Below are 16,605 nucleotides of genomic sequence, written 5' to 3' on the forward strand. Positions count from 1 at the left end.
CTCTGACTTGTACCCGGATGACGGGCTGCTAGGGTCACGTGAGGCGATGCGAGGACCCAGCACGTGATTGGCGCGATTTTTCGGGCAATCCGACATAAATATCTGAACCTGACATTTCGGTCAGGTGACGGATATCTTGTGCGGATCGTCGAGCGGCCGGGGCGCTGGATGGATCGGGCCGCGCTTGGCGGGCTCAGCGATCAGTTGCGCCAGATTGCCGGCCGGACCCTGGCCAGTGGTGATCTGCATTATGGCGTGTTCTCGGGCGATGCGGCGTCCATGGAAAATGTCATCATCACCCTGATCTGCAGGCGTGACGGGGTGCCTATCGCCTTTAATGCGCTGGCTGTGATGCAGGTCGACACGCAGCCGCAGCCGACAGAGGTACTGCATCTGGGGCTGGTCATGGTTGACCCGGATGAGCGGTCAAAAAACCTATCCTGGCTGCTTTATGGGCTGACATGTTTCCTGATCTTCGTGCGGCGGCAGTTCCGCCCCCTTTGGGTATCAAACGTCACCCAGGTCCCTGCCGTGGTCGGTATGGTCGCCGAGATGTTTTCAAACGTCTGGCCTGCGCCGGGATCGGGGCGCCGCAGCCTGAACCATCTGCTGCTGGGGCGCGGCATCATGAGCGGACATCGCGTAGTTTTTGGTGTGGGACCCGAGGCCGGGTTTGACGAGGACGGCTTTGTCATCACCAATGCCTATACCGGCGGATCCGACGATCTGCGCAAATCATGGGAAGCTGCGCCAAAACACCGGGACGCCCAATTCAACACATATTGCGCCGACAGGCTGGATTACGCGCGCGGCGATGATCTGCTGCAACTGGGGCAGATGGACATGGCCGCCATGCGTCGCTATCTCGGCCGCGAAGTGCCAAAATCCGCTCTGGTTGGTTTGGTGTTGACGGCCGGATTGGTTGGACTGCGGCGGGTGTTTCTGCCGGTTCTGCATTGGGCGGATGCGGGCCAGCAATGGTCGATCCTGCGCCCTTGGGCCGTGCGGCGAAAATGATCAGCGCGGCCCCGATCATGACCGAACTGTTCCTGTCCGGCGCGGCGCTGGCAGGGCTTTGGGTGCTGGCGGCAACCTTGCATCAGCGCGATCAGTGGGACCCGATCAACCGGCGTTTCCTGTTTGGTGTGCGTGTTCTCATGACCCTGTTTGCCGGGCGTGTTCTGGTGGTGCTGACGGACCTGGCCGCGTTTCGCATATTAGAGCTGCTGGCCGCTGCCTTGATCCCACTGGCGGTTTTGCTGTTGACCGAAGGGTTGCTGCGCCGTCATGCGCCGCCCTTTGTCAAAGCGATCATCGGGATTGGCGCGGTGATCTTTGGGTTCAGTGCATTCTGGTATTCCGACAGCATTGATCCCGCCCGGCTTGTGGCCTTGCTATGCTTTCAGGTGGCGGGCTTCTGTCTGGCCGGCTGGCTGATCCTGACCCGTGATCGGGCATCGCTGCTGCCCAGCGAGAATATCACCGTGACCCGGCTGGGGCTGACGCTGATCCTGTTTGTGCCAATGGCGCTGGGGGATTTTCTGCTGCTTTACCTTGATCTGCCGGTGCAGTTTTCGGCCCTGGGTGTGCTGGTGCTATGTTGGCTGGCCATTGGGCTTGCGCGCCGCGATCTGGGCCATCGTGCAACCCTGTTCAGCCTGTTCTTGATGATCGCGGCCGCGGTGCTGCTCGGCCTGCTGGTCGGTTTTCTGGTGGGGATTGACCGGGATGGCGGGCTGATGCTGTGCGGTATCCTTGTGGCGGCAACCTTGCTGGTGATGATCTATAACGACGCGCGCGCCCTGCAGTCCGAGGCGCGCAGCCTTGGCTTGCTGCAGCATATGGCAACCGCCGAGATCAGCGATCCGGTGGCATTCCTGCAGGATTTGCAGGCGCACCCGCTGGTCGAAGGAGCGGTGATCGTCAGCGAGGAAAGCCTTGTTGATTTGCAATCGCCGGTACTGGACCGGATCTTTGACGCCACACCCGTGCTGCGGCGGGCTGATCCGCCGGCGCTGGGTGTGTCGGCAGACGATCATATCGCGCATCTTTTCGCCCGGTATTCGGCCACCCATATCATGCTTGCGTCGGTCCGTCCCCGGGTGCTGATCGCGTTGTCCATGCCAGCGATGCGGGCATCCGACAGCGCAGAGTTGGAATTGCAGGTCGTGCAGCGTATGGCTGTGCTGATATCTGAGCGAACAGGAGGCCCGCATGGATAGGTTGCGCGCGCAAGCATTGCGGATATTTCAGGCAGGGGTGGCTGCTGCTGATCCCCACGCCGCTGTCACGGCAGTACTGGATGATGTTCAAACACCGGCCCGCATCATCGCGGTTGGCAAGGCCGCGCGCCGGATGGCTGCGGCTGCAATGGCCCGGTTTCCGGGGGTTCCGGCATTGGTGGTCACCAATTACGAAAATGCCACCCCGTTGGCGGGGGCCACGGTGATGGCCGCCGGTCATCCTGTGCCGGACGAAAACGGTGCAAAGGCGGCCCAAGCGGTCATCGCAGCATTGCAGGCAAGCGATGGTCCGGTGCTGGCCCTGATCTCGGGGGGTGGGTCCGCGCTTTTGCCTGCACCGGCGCGCGCGCTGTGTCTTGCGGACAAGATTGCGGTGAACCAGGCCTTGCTGGCCGGCGGTCTGGAGATCAACCAGATGAACCTTGTGCGCCAGCAATTGTCCGATTTGAAAGGCGGTGGGTTTTTGCGGCATGCAGCCCCGCATCCGGTCACGGCGCTGCTGTTATCGGACGTGATTGGGGATGATCTGTCGGCAATTGCGAGCGGACCAACGGTTGGCCCGATCGGGACTGCGCAGGATGCGATCGACGTGCTGCAACAGGCCGGCATTTGGGGCAAGCTTCCCGATGTGGTGCAGCAGCATCTTTTGTCCGCGCCGCCTGCGCCCACACTCCCCGCGGCGCGCAACATCCTGATTGGGTCCAACGAAAAAAGCGTGGCTGCGATGGTTGATGCAGCGCCAGACGCGCGCGCCTTGCCGCAGCCGATCACCGGTGATGTGGGGCAGGCCGCAATAGCGATCTGTGACGGGGCAGGCCCGGGCATCACGGTCTGGGGGGGGAAACCACCGTTGTATTGCAGGGCAGCGGGCGCGGCGGGCGCAATCAGGAACTTGCCTTGCGGATCGCGCAAGAGGCCGCGCGGCGGGGCTGGCGCGACTGGGTCTGCCTGCAAGGGGGCAGCGACGGCCGCGACGGCCCGACCGACGCGGCAGGCGGTCTTGTTGATCAGGATACGATTGGAAAGATCACCGATCTTGCAGGGTTGCTGGCCAATAATGACAGCTACGCGGCGCTTGCGCAGGCCGGTGACCTGCTGATGACCGATGCCACAGGGACGAATGTTGCCGATCTTGGGGTGATGATCCGACCTTAATGGGTTCTGACCCTAAAGCGTTATGCAAAAACCTGAATCGCCTAACGCTGCCTGAAATCAAAGATTTCAACGCATTAGGCGATATGCGATGTATCAGGTATTTCGTCAAACGCTGTCGTCATCATCATGTTCGATGAATGCGCCATACTGCCCCGCATGAAAGACCAGCGGCGCGCCGCCTCGATGATGGGCCTTGGTCACCTGACCCACAACAATCACGTGATCCCCGGCATCATGTGTCGCATGCAGATTGCATTCAAAGGTTGCCAGCGCCCCTTCGATGATGGGCATGCCGCAATGGGACAGATGCATGGGAATTTGGCCAATGGCGGTTTTCGACCGCAGGATCGCGGCGCAAACATCGCGCTGATCCGCCCCCAGTACATGCACAGCAAACCGGCGCGATCCGGCAAAATGTTCGAACCGCTTGGATGCCTTGGCCGGTGACCACAGGATCAGCGGCGGATCCAGCGACACGCTGGCAAAACTGTTGGCCACAATGGCAACCGGCCCTTCGGGGCTGTCGGTCGTGACCACGGTGACGCCGGTGACGAATGTCCCCAATGCCCCGCGAAAACTATCGGAATCGCTGCTTGGGTCGAATGTTGCAAGTGTACCAGCGTCCATCACGGAACCTCATTCCCTAGGGCAGCGGTATAGAGCTTATACCATGTCTGCCGATCCATATTTACATTCAAAGCATCCGATAGGCGCTTGATCCTGCTGATATTATTTGTCCCCATCACAGGCATGATCCGGGCCGGATGCGCCACTAGCCATGCAACGGCCACAGCCCCGATATCAACATCGTTTTCCTGTGCAACGCTTGTCATCGCCGTACGCAATTCCGCATTGCCTTCGCCACTGACAAGGCTGCCGCCGCCCAAGGGCGACCACGCCATGATCGGGATGGCCCGTTCCTGCAGATAGGCGACATCACCATTGGTAAAGCCGTGATGCGCGGTCAGTGACAGTTCTATCTGGTTGGTGATCAGGGGGGTGTCCATCGCCGATTGCAGCAACGTCCAGTCATGAAGCTTGAAGTTGGAAACGCCAACGGATCGGACCTTACCGGACGCGACAATCTGGTCCAGTGCGGCGCCCGTCTCAATATGGTTCATCAGCGGGTCGGGGCGGTGAATAAGCAATGTGTCGATCTTGTCGACGCCCATAAGGCGCAGGGAATGATCGACAGATGCGACGATATGGGCCGGGCTGGTATCGTAATATTTGACCTGCGCGCTGTCTGCGTAGCGCCCGGCGGGGATCAGTATATCGCATTTCGTGACGATCTCGATCTGTTCCTTCAACTGCGGGGCAGCCGCCAGGGCCTTGCCCAGCACCTCTTCTGCGGCGTAGCCGCCATAGATATCGGCCTGATCCATCGTGGTGATGCCCTGTTCCAGGCAGACCTCAAGCTTGGCCTGCACATGGGCCGCAGATGTGTCGGTGTCATCTGCCAGACGCCACATCCCATAGATGATGCGGCTGAATGACAGGTCGTTGGTAATCTCAATACGGTTCAATGACGTGGTCCTGTGCCCAATGGTGTCGCGGGTGTTGTTTTTGGCACGCGCCCATAAACATGTGGCAACGAGCAGGTGTTCAGATGTGGCATGACCCGGGTTCCAAAATGCTTTGCCTCATCAATATGCGGGTAGCCTGAGAAGATGAAAGCACGAATACCCATCTTTTGATAGGTCTCGATTTTCGACAGAATCTGATCGGTTGACCCGACAAGGGCCGCGCCGCATCCCGATCTGGCCCGGCCAACGCCTGTCCACAGGCCCGGCTCGACATAGCCGAACTTGTCCGCCAATTCGCGGGCCTTGGCCTGATGGGCCACACCCAGCGAGATACTGTCATGCGCCCGGTCACGGATCAACTTGCCGTATTCGTCGTCCAGCTTGCTGACGATGTAATCAGCATATTCGCGCGCCTCCGCTTCGGTGTCGCGGACGATCATATGTACCCGCAGCCCGTAATCCAGGGTCCGCCCATGGGCAGCGGCCTGTGCATGCACATCCTTCATCCGCTGTTCCAGCTGCGCCATGGGTTCGGGCCACATCAGATAGACATCACATTGCGCGCCACACAGGTCCAGCGCCGCAGGGGAATACCCCCCGAAATAGAGCAGCGGCCCACCATTCTGCTGGTACGGGCGTGCGGGCCCGGTGGGCACAGTCGTAAACTGATAGATGTCGCCCTGATGGTTGATTTCGTCCTGCGTCCAGGCCTGCCGCAGGATTTCGACCACTTCATGGCTGCGCTTGTAACGATAGGCGCTGTCGGCCACTTCGCCCGGGAAATCGCTGCTGATCACGTTCAGTGTCAGGCGGCCCTGCAGCATATGATCCAGCGTTGCCACAGTACGGGCCAGCATGATCGGCTGCATCTCACCGCACCTTATGGCGGCCAGAAAGTTCATCCGTTCGGTCAACGGGGCCATGCCCGCGACAAAGGACAGCGTGTCCTGTCCGACCTGGTATGAAGAGGGGGCGAGAATATTGCGGAAACCCTGGCGCTCGGCCTCTTGCGCGATGTCGCGGCAATGCGCCCAGGACGAGCGTAGATCGCCATCCGGCACGCCGAGAAACTGATAGTCATCAGAACAAAGCGCGGAAAACCAACTGACTTCGGCCCCGTCCAGATCAGCGCTGGTGACCGGCACAACAGACATCGATTCCCTCCCCGTTATGGTGTTGTTTTAACTTGCGTATCACGGGGCGATTTGTGTAACAATAGTGTATCAATTCGACCGCATGACCATGGGAGGGGTCCTGTGCCGGACACCTCAGCCTTGCCGAAATATATTCAGGTCAGCGAGATGCTGATCCGCGAGATTGCCGCAGGACATCTGGCCGATGGTGCCAGACTTCCGCCCGAACGTGAAATGGCCGATGATCTGGGCATTGCGATTGGAACACTTCGCAAGGCGCTTGCGGATGTGGCGGCCAAGGGGTTGCTGCAACGCAGGCAGGGTTCGGGCAATTATATCACGCACAGGCCGGTGGTCGATTCCGTTTATGCGTTTTTTCGGCTGGAACTGCTGCGGGGGGGTGGGCTGCCCACGGCAGAACTGCTGACGGTTGACAGGCTCGCAAAACCTGCGGGCCTTCCCGCATGCGGGCAGGCGGATAGCGGGCATCGGATCCGCCGTTTGCGGTTGCTGGATGGGCAACGGGTGGCGCTTGAGGAAATCTGGCTTGACGGGGCGCGGGCTGACCGGATCAATCCGGATGAATTGTCGGAGTCTCTTTATCACTATTACCGCAATGCGCTGGGGATCGTCATCGCCTCGGTCGAGGATCGTATCAGCGTCGGAGCCGCACCGGACTGGTCGCCGCCTGCCTTTCAGCTGAAGCGGGGCCAGCCCTGCGGGTATATCGAACGGATCGGACAGACCGCCGACAAGGCAAATGTAGAGTTTTCGCGCACATGGTTTGACGGCACGCATGCCCGCTATGTCTCGCGTATGGGAAAAGGTTAGGGCAGTTTGGAAAAGATACGTTACGGGTTGATCGGGTGCGGGATGATGGCGCGCGAGCATATCCAGAATATCCAGCTTTTGCCGCATGGCTGTGTCAGCGCGGTCTATGACCCGGTTCAGGAACTGGCTGAAACGGCTGCCGCGTTGGCGGGCGGGGCCTTTGTGGCAGAGACATTTGATGCATTGCTGGCCCATGATGCTGTTGACGCCTGGGTCATTGTCAGCCCGAACTATCTGCATGTGGGGCAGCTGCGCCAGATTGTGGCCCAACGCCCGTTGCCGATCTTATGTGAAAAGCCGCTATTTACCGATGTCGCCGATGGGCCAGCGGTTCAGGCGCTCTTTGCCGGATATCCGCATCCGGTCTGGGTTGCGATGGAATACCGCTATATGCCCCCCATTGCCGCCCTGATCGACCGGGTTGCTGCGGTCACCGGCGGCATCAAGATGCTGACCATCCGCGAGCATCGTTTCCCGTTCTTGCCAAAAGTCGGCGACTGGAACCGTTTCAATGCGCAAACGGGGGGGACATTGGTTGAAAAATGCTGCCACTTCTTTGATCTGATGCGTTTGCTGATCGGGGCAGAGCCGGTGCGGGTCATGGCCAGTGCAGGGCAGGCGGTGAACCATCTGGATGAACGCTATGACAATCGGACGCCGGATATCTGGGACAATGGCTATGTCATTGTGGATTTCGCAAATGGCGCCCGCGCGATGCTGGAGTTATGCATGTTCGCCGAAGGATCACGCTATCAAGAAGAGGTCAGCGCAGTTGGGCCTGCCGGCAAGATCGAGGCGTTTGTACCCGGCCCGGGCCGGTTCTGGCCTGATACGCTGGGCGCGCCGCCTGTGCCGCAACTGGTCGTCAGTCCGCGATCGCCCAAGGGGCCGTATGTCGTCGATATTCCTGTGGATCCAACATTGCTGGCAGCGGGTGACCATAATGGGTCAACTTTTTACCAGCATCAGCGGTTCAATGCAGCCATTGTAGAACGGGCACCGGTCGAGGTGACCGTTGATGATGGTGCAAAGGCTGTGATGATCGGGCTTGCGGCGCAGGAAAGTGCGCGTACCGGGCGCGCGATCACGATGTAGACGGACCGCGCGTGATACTGTGCTTAGTTGTCAGCGGTGTTGGCTGACAGAATGATAAGGCAGTCTTCACCTTCGCAAGTTACGTATTGTGCAGGAACGTAGAGTTCGCCGGCGCTTGTGGTGAGGACGTAAGCGTCTTGCTGGAACCCTGCAAATTCACCGCTAATGGTGATGTCTTGCTCTTTCAGCGTCAGCGAAATCTCACTCGCGCTTGAAATTGTTGGAAGAAACGAAGCTGCCAGAATTGCTGCTGCTGCCGTGTATGTCGAGGCTTTTTTATTGAACATTGTACCACCCAAAAGAGTTAAAGCGTCTAAATAATGACATAATTACAGTTCGCGGGGGGCAGGTGTCAACGAAAACCGACAGCTTCGTGTGTCTTCTATGGCGATTTCGTCAATCCCCTTGCGACGTTGCAAAAAAGTGTATGACTTTTCAGCGAGTTACAACTTATAGGTGTGTGATTGCCTTACCATGATATGCCTAGATTGTGACATTTTATCCACATAAAGGCGCAAATCTGCACCCAGTGCCCAATTTGTGCCATACTGTTTGGGTTGGCAGCCCGCACCGCTAGGCCGCAAAAAAGGGGCCCGCAATGTGGCCCCTTGGTCGTTCGCTTGGTGAACTGGCGTATGCGCTGCTTAGCACCCGATCTGGGCGCAGATGCGTTCGCGATAGGCCGCGTTGGCACCGGTGACTTCGCCAGAGGCGCCGGGCGCGTCATCTGCACAGCTGAGCGCGTAGCTGGCGGCCAGACCATCATTGACACAGGATGCGATATCCCAGCCCGGTGGAATATCGGTCAGGTCGACCTGGTTCCATTTCGGGTGGCCATTTTCCTGCAGATCGGGGAAACGCTCGAAAATCTGGTTCGCCACATCCGAGACGGCCTTGCAGCTTGCCCTGTGATAACTGTTCAGCCCCTTGTTATACTCGTAGGTCATCAGGATCGCCTTGACCGCGACAACATCCAGGGCTTCTTGCTGAAATGCATAAGTTCCCGCGGGGATCTTGGCGGGTGTGTAGACCGATTGCAGCACCGGGTCCGAGATCGGCAGCAGGTGGAAGCGCGCGCTGTCGATATCAGCGTTGCTGAACAGACCTGTCGGCGCCCCGGCCACATAGAAAAACGCGTCGATATCGCCCGATTGCAACTGCGCAAATGAATCGTCCGGCCCGATTGTCAGCCGCTCGGCCACGCCGATATCAGCCAGATCAAGGATCAGCGAGGCGGTCAGGAACGTGCCGCTATCCTGAACCCCGATGGCCACCCGTTTGCCAGCCAGATCATCCAATGATGTGATGTCCTTGGATGCCAGGATGTGGACTTCTTCGTTATACAGCGGGAAAGCGATACGCACCCCTTCAATGGCGCGTGCAATGGCCGGGTCATCTGCCGAATAGGTCTGCAGATATTCCAGAACGTCACTTTGCACGATGCCAAATTGTGTTCGTGGACGTTGCCGGACCCCAAGGAAATTTTCGAGCGATCCCGCGGATTCCCGCACCGTCAGTGTTTGTCCGCAATTGCCCATCAGCCCTGCAATATCATTGCCAAACTGGATATAGGTGCCTGTCGGACCCCCGGTAAGGATGTTCTTTTCGAATTCCTGCGCACTGGCGGATGTCAGGCCCAAAAATAGGGCGGCCACGGTGCATGCAGCCCGGCGTATCAATGAAGTATTTTTTAACATGGTATTCGTTCCTGTCATTTGAATTGGGGCGGGTTAGCAGCGTCCGAGGTCGCGGATCAGCGACACAAGTGTCTGGCGGTTGGCCGTGCCAAATACCATGGACAAGGCATCAAATGCACAAACCCCATCGGTGAGCAGCGTTTCCAGTTCGGCCCGTTCTGCGGCGGTCGCCGTACCAAGGCCCGGCGCGGCAAGCAGTGCCCGGCGCACATCGGCGGGGGCGACAGCATCGTCACGCGTTTGTGGGGGTGGCGGGGTTTCGGCAGCGATCTGTTGGCGCAAGGCATCCAGTTCGAGCTTTGCAGCATCTCGCGCCATCATGGCGGCATCCCGTTCTGCCTGTGCCGCGTCGCGTTCAGCTTGTACGGCGTCACGCTCTGCCTGCACGGCGCTGCGTTCAGCCTCGGCTGAGTCCCGCTCGGCCAATGCTGCATCGCGGTCAGCTGCGGCATCGGCCAGCGCGCTCAGCGCCTCGTCGGTCAATGTGGCGGACCGGTTCTTGGCGACCTCTGTCTGCGCTGTAAGCTCTACCAACGCGGCTTCGATGTCCTGCTTTTGCGCGGTCAATGTTGCCAGCTGTGCTTGTGTTTCCTCGAGCGCGGAACGGGCCTTGTCGGCCTCTGCCCTGGCCGCATCGCGGGCTGAAAACGCAGCGTTGGTTTCGTCCATCGCATTTTGCGCCTGTTCCTGCATGGCTGATTGCGCGTTTTGCGCTGTCACTTTCTGCGCGGAGAGCGTCGCCAGATCCTGATCAATCCGGACTTTCTCGGCAGTTGCGGCATCCAGGGCAGATCGCACATTCGCCAGCGTGGCGCTTGTTTCTTCCAGGCTAGATTGTGACGTGGCGACCTGATCATTCAAATCGCCCAACTCCGCCTCGAGCGCAGTCACGCGTGCGGCGATGGCGGTCCGCTGGCTGGTCAGTTCCTCGATTTCAGCGCGGGCGATTTCGATCTGGGTGGTCAGATCTGACTGCTCTGTCCGCAACTCGGCGACATTTGCGAGCAGCTCATCATATGCTGATTGCGTTGCCGCAAGTTTCTGTTCGACCTCTTGCAGCGCTGTTTCTGATGTCGCCACAGCGGCGGGCGCTTGTGTTTCGGTCGCTGCGGGCGCTTCGCCGGTTGTGTCGGTTTGCGCCAGCGACAGGGTGCTGGTTAAGCCAAGCACCGTCGCCAAACCAATGGCAGACGCATAATTTTTCATTGGACCCCACAATACAAAAATAAATAACCACTCTAACAGTGCCGACAATCGCAATAAAATCAAGCGGCTTGATCGCAATATCTGGGATACTTGCACGGGTAAGGGATGCGAATCGCGTTTAGGTTGTGGCCTGTAAGCGCCATTTGATGACAGAGTCGCGGTTGCACTGGTCCGCCGTTTTGGTCTGGTCCCATCAATCATCGCGCCGCTACCTTATGGCCAGATGATCCCGCAGGACCATGTTGAATAATGCAGGTTTCTCAAGGTGGGCGGCATGCGCGCATCCGGGCAGAACGGACAGCTGGCTATTGGGGATATTGTCCCACAAAAGCGCGATTTGCGCCCATTGATATGTCCGGTCCCGGTCACCCCAGATGATCAGCGTGTCATGTGGCAGCGCGGGCAGGGCGGTTTCGCCTGACCATGATTGCATCGCATCCAGCCCCCCGGCAATTGCTGCCGCCGTCGCGCGTTCGGCGATTGCGGCGCATGCGGGATAGGCCGGGGCGGCGGCCCCGTCGCCAAACCAGGTGGCGGCGATCCGGCGTGCGGTGGCCTTGGGGCCGTCCGTTTTGGCCCGCGCCTTGCTTTGGGCAATCGTCTCAAAACGTCCCGGGAGGACCCCGATTGCGCCAGTGGCATAAAGGACAAGCTGTCCGATTTGTGACGGAACCTTGCGCGCAATCTCTTGCGCGATCATGCCGCCCATGGAGTGTCCGAGCAGGTGAAACCGGGTCACGCCACGCTGTTGCAGCTCTGCAATGACCCAGTCGGCAAATCCGCTGATCGTCGTGATCGGGGCAAGGTGATTGTTGGCGCCGAACCCGGGCAGATCAAGCGCGATCACGTCCGACGTCGCCGCCAGGGCCGCGATCTGGCCATCCCATTGCGCGGCCCCGCCCATGAACCCATGGACCATGACAAGCGGTGTCACTTGCGTTGCCCCTGCACGATGCGGTCGAGGATCATGGCGCAAAACAGGATCGCAAAACCGGCCAGAATGCCCTGTCCGACATTGGCATATTGCAGCGCCTCTAGTACGTCCTCGCCCAGTCCCTTGGCCCCGATCAGCGAGGCCACCACAACCATTGCAAGCGAAAGCATGATGGTCTGATTGATCCCCGCGCGGATTGACGGGCTTGCCAGCGGCAGGTCAACCCGGGTCAGCAGATACCATTTGTTGGCCCCGAAACTGATCGCCGCCTCGCGCACGCTTTCCGGCACCCCCCGCAGACCCAGCACGGTCAGGCGCACAACCGGTGTCCCACCAAAGATCATTGTTGTGACAACTGCGGCCGGCTTGCCTGTTCCGAAGAAGGCAATGACCGGGATCATGAAAACAAAGGCGGGCATGGTCTGCATGAAATCCATGATGGGCTGGATGGCTGCATAAAAGCGGGGGCGGCGTGCGGCAAACATCCCCAGCGGAATACCAATCAGGATCGACAGACAGGCGGCTGTTCCCAGCAGGGCCAGCGTGGTCATGGCCTTTTCCCAAAAACCCAAGAGCCCCATATAGGACAGGAACGCACCCGAATAGATCGCCATGCGTACCCCTGCCGTCAACCATGTCAGCAGAACGATCAAGGACGCGATCACGATCCATGGTGTGCTGACAAAGACGATCTCCAGCGCGTCCAGAACCAGACGGATCACAAATGTGATGCCGTCAAACAGCGCTTCGCCGTTCAGTACCGCCCAGTTAAAGAAACCCTCGACCCAGGCAATGCTGGTCAGGCGAATATCGGGATCTGTTGGGAAGGTGCTGAGCAAGGTGAACCGCCCCGGGAAGCTGTAGTGAAGCATCGCGGCCATCGCGATCAGTGCCATGAAAACGGCGCTGAACACGATTTGGGAAACAGGCATGCCGGAGCGGATGCTGCGATCCGACAACCAGTCGGAAAAGCGCGCTTCAAGCGCCCAGTTGGCCACGGTTGCCTGCGCCGCCTTGGCCAGCAGCAACATGCCAAGCCCGATCATGGCAATCTGCGGGCCTTGCGCAGCAAGTGCCGCCGCCTCGTCGCGAATGCCGCCGATATTGGCCTCGAGCCCCTCGACGGCGCGGCGGAAGGCATCGACCCGGTCGGACCCGTCCTCAATTGCGGCTGCCAATTGCTGGCGCCGCAATTCCAACGTGCCTTCGATGGATGCGATCCGGTCCATGGCATCGGCGCCGAGATCGCCGAACAATCCCCGGGCAATCTGGACAAGCGCCAGTGCCTCGATGATCAGAAATGGCAGCGCCCAGGACCAAAGCCCGCGCGCCCCGAACCAGATGGGGCCAAAAAGCCCGGCCATCAGATTAAAGGTCGGGGTGAACCGGGCGGAGGCACCGATCTTGTCAAAATTCCTGATGTAATATGAAGGGCTGGTGCGCACGAATGTGCGGATATTGGTGTGCCGCTCTTGTGCATAGGCAATGGCGGCGTCGCTGTTGGGATCGTCAAGCGGATTTACGGTGCCGTCCATCATGATACCTCGGTCCCCTCGATCACGGTGCGCAGCAGATCGGCGCGCGTGATGATGCCCACATCGCTGCCGCTATCCTGCACAAGAATCGGGTTGGCGTCGTCAATCGCAAGATTGATCAGGTTGCTGAGCGTTTCCTGTCCATCCACCTTTGGGGCATTGGCGGGCAGGGGGGTGTTTGCAGACAGGTAGGCGTCAAGCGGTTGCATGACCGCATGTGCATGAACCACCTTCAGACGCGAAATGCCTGCCACGAAATCTGCCACGTAGTCGTCGGCGGGGTGCATCACGATATCTTCTGCCGTGCCGACCTGTACCACCTTGCCGTCCCGCATGATCGCGATGCGATCCCCGATGCGCACCGCCTCATCAAGGTCATGAGTGATGAAAATCGTGGTCTTCTTCAGGATTTTGGACAGCCGGATAAATTCGTCCTGCAACTGCCGGCGGATCAGCGGATCAAGCGCTGAAAAAGGCTCGTCCATCAACAGCACATCGGGATTTGCGGCCAATGCCCGGGCGAGGCCGACGCGCTGCTGCATCCCGCCCGACAGCTCGTGGGCGAATTTCGAACCCCACGCCCCAAGTTCCACGATGTCGAGAATTGCCGCCGCCTGCCGCATGCGATCATTCTTGGACACATGCCGGATTTCGAGGGGCATCGCCACGTTGTCGAGCACCGACCGATGGGGCATCAGCGCAAAGTTCTGGAACACCATGCCGATCTTGCGGTTCCTGAAATTCTGCAGCTCCTTTGGCCCAAGGGCCATGACATCCGTACCCTCGATTTCGATCTTGCCGGCGGTGGGTTCAAGCAACCGGTTGAAATGGCGCACCAGGGTCGATTTTCCGCTGCCTGACAGGCCCATGACGCAGAAAATCTCGCCCCGGTTGACCGACAGGCTGACATCAGCCACGCCCACAACGGCGTTGAATTCGGCCAACACCTCGGCCTTGGACAGCCCGCGATCCCGGATCGCCTGCAGCGCCCGTTCGGGGCGGGCGCCAAAAATTTTCCAGACATTCGAAATCTCAATGACACTGTCATTGCTGCGCATCATGGCATTGCCCATTGTCAAACATCGTCGGCACGGAATGACCCCGTGCCGACGTTGGTCCAGGTCCGTGAGTGGCCTATAGTCCCAGCATCGCGTCAACCCGATCTGAATTTTCCGCAACCCAATCCTTGGCGACCTCAGCCGGGTCGCGTCCATTGGCGCTGATCTCGAATGCGAGGCCGCTGACATCGCTGGTTGTCAGCGCGAAATTCGCAAAGAATTCGGCAATGGCTGGTGAGCGGTCGACTAGCGAATTGGACCAGGCAATCTGAACCTGTTTGAGGTCATCCTTGGTTGCGACCATGGATTTTTCATACCAGTCGGCATCATCCGAGGGCTGCACCATGACATATTTCTCAGGATCGAATGTCGGTTCGGTCAGCATCATCACGTCAAACATGAACCAGACGGCATGGGGCTCGTAGCAATAAAAGGCGTAGCCTTCGCCCTTGGCGATACTGTCCTTGATGCGTGCGGTCTTCACGGCCTCTTCGGCGCGAATGGGTTCGATGAAATCAAGAAGGCCGTAATCGCGTACCTTCACTTCGTTCACATTGGCCGACGCCCAGCCGGGTGCGCCGATCCACATCTCGCCCATGCCGTTGCCGTCGCTATCCATCAATGCTGCGACATCCGGGCGGCCCAGATCAGCGATGTCAGTGATATTGTTGGCCTCGCCAAAGTCTTTCGAGACACAAAAGCCCTGATTGCCCTCATACGGGTTAGATGACAGCGTGACCGTGCCAGCCTCATCGACATATTGGTTGGTAAAGCTTTCCTGATTGGGCAGCCACACATCGGGATGCACATCAATATCGCCTTCGCCCTGATCCATGGCCTGGAAAATCGTGGCGTTGTTTCCGGGAACATATTCGACCGTGCCGCCGATCCGGCTGGTGACAACCTCGCCCAGCACATGGGCAATTGCCTGGGCGCCGGTCCAGGATGGCACGCCGATCTTGACCTCTTCGGCAAAGGCAGGTGCGGTAACCACGCCGACCAGTGCCGCTGCCATCAGGTTCGTCTTGAGTGTCATTGCGTTGATCTCCTTGTTGGTCTTTTTTCGAATCTTTTATGGGGAATATCCTGGCAATCCGAAGATTTCCGGATAGCCAAAAAGCGCCGCACTTCCGCCCGTATGAGCAAAAACAACGTTATTCATGCCGTCGAAATAGCCTTTTTTGGTCAAATCAATCAGCCCGTCGAGACCTTTGCCCGAGTAAACCGGATCGAACAAAAGCCCTTCGGTCTCGGCCAAAAGCCGCAAGGCGGCGACCATCCCGTCAGTTGGTGCGCCGTAGCCCGGCCCGACATAATCACAATTGGCGCGCACGGCCTGCCGCGCGATCTCGTCCGGGCTTCCCAAATGGTCGGCCGTGCGCTGGGCGAGGGTGTAGACCATGTCTTCCTGCTTGGCCTGCGGGGCGCGCACCCCGATGCCAAGCAGGTGAATATCGCTTTGCAATGCAGCCAGCCCGGCCACAAGGCCTGCCTGGGTTCCCGCGCTGCCCGTGGCGTGGACAAGCGCGTCGATCTGCAGCCCCACGCCGTTGGCCTGTTCGACCAGCTCGCGCGCGCAATTGACATAACCCAAGGCGCCGATGGCATTCGATCCGCCGCCCGGAATGACATAAGGATTGCGTCCCTGCGCCCCGAGGTGATCGGCAAGCTGCGCCATCTCGGCATTCATATCGGCACCGCCCGGGCGTTTGGACACGGTCGCCCCGTGCAACCTGTCCAGCAGGACATTGCCGTTCAAGATGTAGTTTTCATCGGTTGATCCGGTGCGATCCTCCAGAAGGATATGGCAGGCCATGCCCAGCTTTGCCGCCGCCGCGGCGGTCTGGCGTGCATGGTTGGATTGGGTTGCCCCCTGGGTGATAATCGTATCGGCACCCAAGCGCTGGGCATCTGCCATCAGGAATTCCAGTTTTCGGGTCTTGTTGCCCCCCGATGACAGCCCTGTGCAATCGTCACGCTTGACCCAAAATCGCGGGCCGCCCAGTTTTTCGCTCAGCCGGTCCATCGGTTCCAGCGGGGTCGGAAAATGCCCCAGTGCGACCCGCGGAAACCTGGCCAGCCGGATCGCCAGATCCTTGCAGCGGCTTGCAGTCAAGTCGGCCGTGGTCGTCACTTGGTCAGTTACAGTCACGATATGCCCCCCAGCCACGCGATGAGGCAAAGCATCCTCT

At 59.3% G+C, this 16,605-nt stretch carries 16 protein-coding genes and 1 pseudogene; 6 read left to right on the plus strand and 11 right to left on the minus strand.

The window, feature by feature from the left end; genetic code table 11:
• Positions 1 to 63 precede the first annotated feature (63 nt).
• The 4 genes and pseudogenes from AABB31_RS01675 to AABB31_RS01690 all read left to right on the plus strand — a co-directional run bounded on the left by AABB31_RS01675 (position 64) and on the right by AABB31_RS01690 (position 3,398).
• Positions 64 to 1,017 carry a hypothetical protein gene (locus tag AABB31_RS01675; RefSeq protein ID WP_342076136.1) on the plus strand — a complete coding sequence of 318 codons (954 nt, stop codon included), beginning with the start codon at positions 64 to 66 and terminating at the stop codon, positions 1,015 to 1,017.
• A complete protein-coding gene (locus AABB31_RS01680; RefSeq protein ID WP_342076135.1) occupies positions 978 to 2,222 on the plus strand; it encodes a hypothetical protein in 1,245 nt (414 codons plus the stop codon). Before AABB31_RS01675 ends, AABB31_RS01680 begins: the two co-directional genes overlap by 40 nt.
• Positions 2,215 to 2,829, plus strand: a pseudogene (locus AABB31_RS01685) (DUF4147 domain-containing protein); the annotation flags it as partial. The gene AABB31_RS01680 and the pseudogene AABB31_RS01685, both read left to right, overlap by 8 nt.
• Before the next feature lie 269 nt (positions 2,830 to 3,098).
• Entirely contained in the window at positions 3,099 to 3,398 is a 300-nt protein-coding gene (locus AABB31_RS01690; protein WP_373635337.1) for an MOFRL family protein, read from the plus strand.
• A gap of 105 nt (positions 3,399 to 3,503) precedes the next feature.
• Here AABB31_RS01690 and AABB31_RS01695 read toward each other — a convergent pair whose 3' ends face one another.
• Genes AABB31_RS01695 through AABB31_RS01705 form a run of 3 tightly spaced genes read right to left on the minus strand, consistent with a single transcriptional unit; the run spans position 3,504 to position 6,078 of the window.
• A complete protein-coding gene (locus AABB31_RS01695) occupies positions 3,504 to 4,025 on the minus strand; it encodes a flavin reductase family protein (protein ID WP_342076132.1) in 522 nt (173 codons plus the stop codon).
• Positions 4,025 to 4,924: an aldo/keto reductase family oxidoreductase gene (locus AABB31_RS01700; protein WP_373635338.1), complete on the minus strand. Its 900-nt coding sequence runs from the start codon at positions 4,922 to 4,924 to the stop codon at positions 4,025 to 4,027. Before AABB31_RS01700 ends, AABB31_RS01695 begins: the two co-directional genes overlap by 1 nt.
• Positions 4,921 to 6,078, minus strand: a complete 1,158-nt coding sequence (locus AABB31_RS01705; protein WP_373635339.1) for an LLM class flavin-dependent oxidoreductase — start codon at positions 6,076 to 6,078, stop codon at positions 4,921 to 4,923. The genes AABB31_RS01700 and AABB31_RS01705 overlap by 4 nt, the downstream gene beginning before the upstream one ends.
• Before the next feature lie 102 nt (positions 6,079 to 6,180).
• Between AABB31_RS01705 and AABB31_RS01710 the strand changes: the two genes are divergently transcribed.
• Together AABB31_RS01710 and AABB31_RS01715 are read left to right on the plus strand one after the other, a co-directional pair.
• Entirely contained in the window at positions 6,181 to 6,888 is a 708-nt protein-coding gene (locus tag AABB31_RS01710) for a GntR family transcriptional regulator (RefSeq protein ID WP_373635340.1), read from the plus strand.
• Positions 6,889 to 6,894: 6 nt separating this feature from the next.
• Positions 6,895 to 7,983: a Gfo/Idh/MocA family oxidoreductase gene (locus AABB31_RS01715; protein ID WP_342076131.1), complete on the plus strand. Its 1,089-nt coding sequence runs from the start codon at positions 6,895 to 6,897 to the stop codon at positions 7,981 to 7,983.
• Positions 7,984 to 8,006: 23 nt separating this feature from the next.
• Here AABB31_RS01715 and AABB31_RS01720 read toward each other — a convergent pair whose 3' ends face one another.
• The 8 genes from AABB31_RS01720 to AABB31_RS01755 all read right to left on the minus strand — a co-directional run bounded on the left by AABB31_RS01720 (position 8,007) and on the right by AABB31_RS01755 (position 16,499).
• Positions 8,007 to 8,270 carry a hypothetical protein gene (locus AABB31_RS01720; protein WP_342076130.1) on the minus strand — a complete coding sequence of 88 codons (264 nt, stop codon included), beginning with the start codon at positions 8,268 to 8,270 and terminating at the stop codon, positions 8,007 to 8,009.
• A 357-nt stretch (positions 8,271 to 8,627) separates the two neighbouring features.
• A complete protein-coding gene (locus AABB31_RS01725) occupies positions 8,628 to 9,680 on the minus strand; it encodes a TAXI family TRAP transporter solute-binding subunit (protein WP_342076129.1) in 1,053 nt (350 codons plus the stop codon).
• A 33-nt stretch (positions 9,681 to 9,713) separates the two neighbouring features.
• Entirely contained in the window at positions 9,714 to 10,886 is a 1,173-nt protein-coding gene (locus tag AABB31_RS01730) for a hypothetical protein (protein WP_342076128.1), read from the minus strand.
• A 208-nt stretch (positions 10,887 to 11,094) separates the two neighbouring features.
• Positions 11,095 to 11,820, minus strand: a complete 726-nt coding sequence (locus AABB31_RS01735; RefSeq protein ID WP_342076127.1) for an alpha/beta fold hydrolase — start codon at positions 11,818 to 11,820, stop codon at positions 11,095 to 11,097.
• Positions 11,817 to 13,355, minus strand: coding sequence for an ABC transporter permease subunit (locus AABB31_RS01740; protein WP_342078912.1), 1,539 nt, complete (start codon positions 13,353 to 13,355; stop codon positions 11,817 to 11,819). The genes AABB31_RS01735 and AABB31_RS01740 overlap by 4 nt, the downstream gene beginning before the upstream one ends.
• Positions 13,355 to 14,413, minus strand: coding sequence for a glycine betaine/L-proline ABC transporter ATP-binding protein (locus tag AABB31_RS01745; RefSeq protein WP_342078911.1), 1,059 nt, complete (start codon positions 14,411 to 14,413; stop codon positions 13,355 to 13,357). Before AABB31_RS01745 ends, AABB31_RS01740 begins: the two co-directional genes overlap by 1 nt.
• A gap of 76 nt (positions 14,414 to 14,489) precedes the next feature.
• The gene (locus AABB31_RS01750) at positions 14,490 to 15,449 is read right to left on the minus strand and encodes a glycine betaine ABC transporter substrate-binding protein (protein ID WP_342076126.1); all 960 of its coding nucleotides are present in this window, start codon (positions 15,447 to 15,449) and stop codon (positions 14,490 to 14,492) included.
• A gap of 36 nt (positions 15,450 to 15,485) precedes the next feature.
• Positions 15,486 to 16,499, minus strand: a complete 1,014-nt coding sequence (locus AABB31_RS01755; protein ID WP_342078910.1) for a D-cysteine desulfhydrase — start codon at positions 16,497 to 16,499, stop codon at positions 15,486 to 15,488.
• Between the last annotated feature and the right edge of the window lie 106 nt (positions 16,500 to 16,605).

It is taken from the genome of Yoonia sp. SS1-5, from assembly GCF_038443705.2.
Lineage (GTDB): Bacteria > Pseudomonadota > Alphaproteobacteria > Rhodobacterales > Rhodobacteraceae > Yoonia > Yoonia rhodophyticola.

Coding starts and splice junctions, on each gene's coding strand:
- AABB31_RS01725 (WP_342076129.1), bottom strand. CDS start 9,680: ATGTTAAAAAATACTTCATTGATACGCCGGGCTGCATGCACCGTGGCC.
- AABB31_RS01740 (WP_342078912.1), bottom strand. CDS start 13,355: ATGGACGGCACCGTAAATCCGCTTGACGATCCCAACAGCGACGCCGCC.
- AABB31_RS01705 (WP_373635339.1), bottom strand. CDS start 6,078: ATGTCTGTTGTGCCGGTCACCAGCGCTGATCTGGACGGGGCCGAAGTC.
- AABB31_RS01695 (WP_342076132.1), bottom strand. CDS start 4,025: ATGGACGCTGGTACACTTGCAACATTCGACCCAAGCAGCGATTCCGAT.
- AABB31_RS01730 (WP_342076128.1), bottom strand. CDS start 10,886: ATGAAAAATTATGCGTCTGCCATTGGTTTGGCGACGGTGCTTGGCTTA.
- AABB31_RS01680 (WP_342076135.1), top strand. CDS start 978: ATGGTCGATCCTGCGCCCTTGGGCCGTGCGGCGAAAATGATCAGCGCG.
- AABB31_RS01720 (WP_342076130.1), bottom strand. CDS start 8,270: ATGTTCAATAAAAAAGCCTCGACATACACGGCAGCAGCAGCAATTCTG.
- AABB31_RS01745 (WP_342078911.1), bottom strand. CDS start 14,413: ATGCGCAGCAATGACAGTGTCATTGAGATTTCGAATGTCTGGAAAATT.
- AABB31_RS01750 (WP_342076126.1), bottom strand. CDS start 15,449: ATGACACTCAAGACGAACCTGATGGCAGCGGCACTGGTCGGCGTGGTT.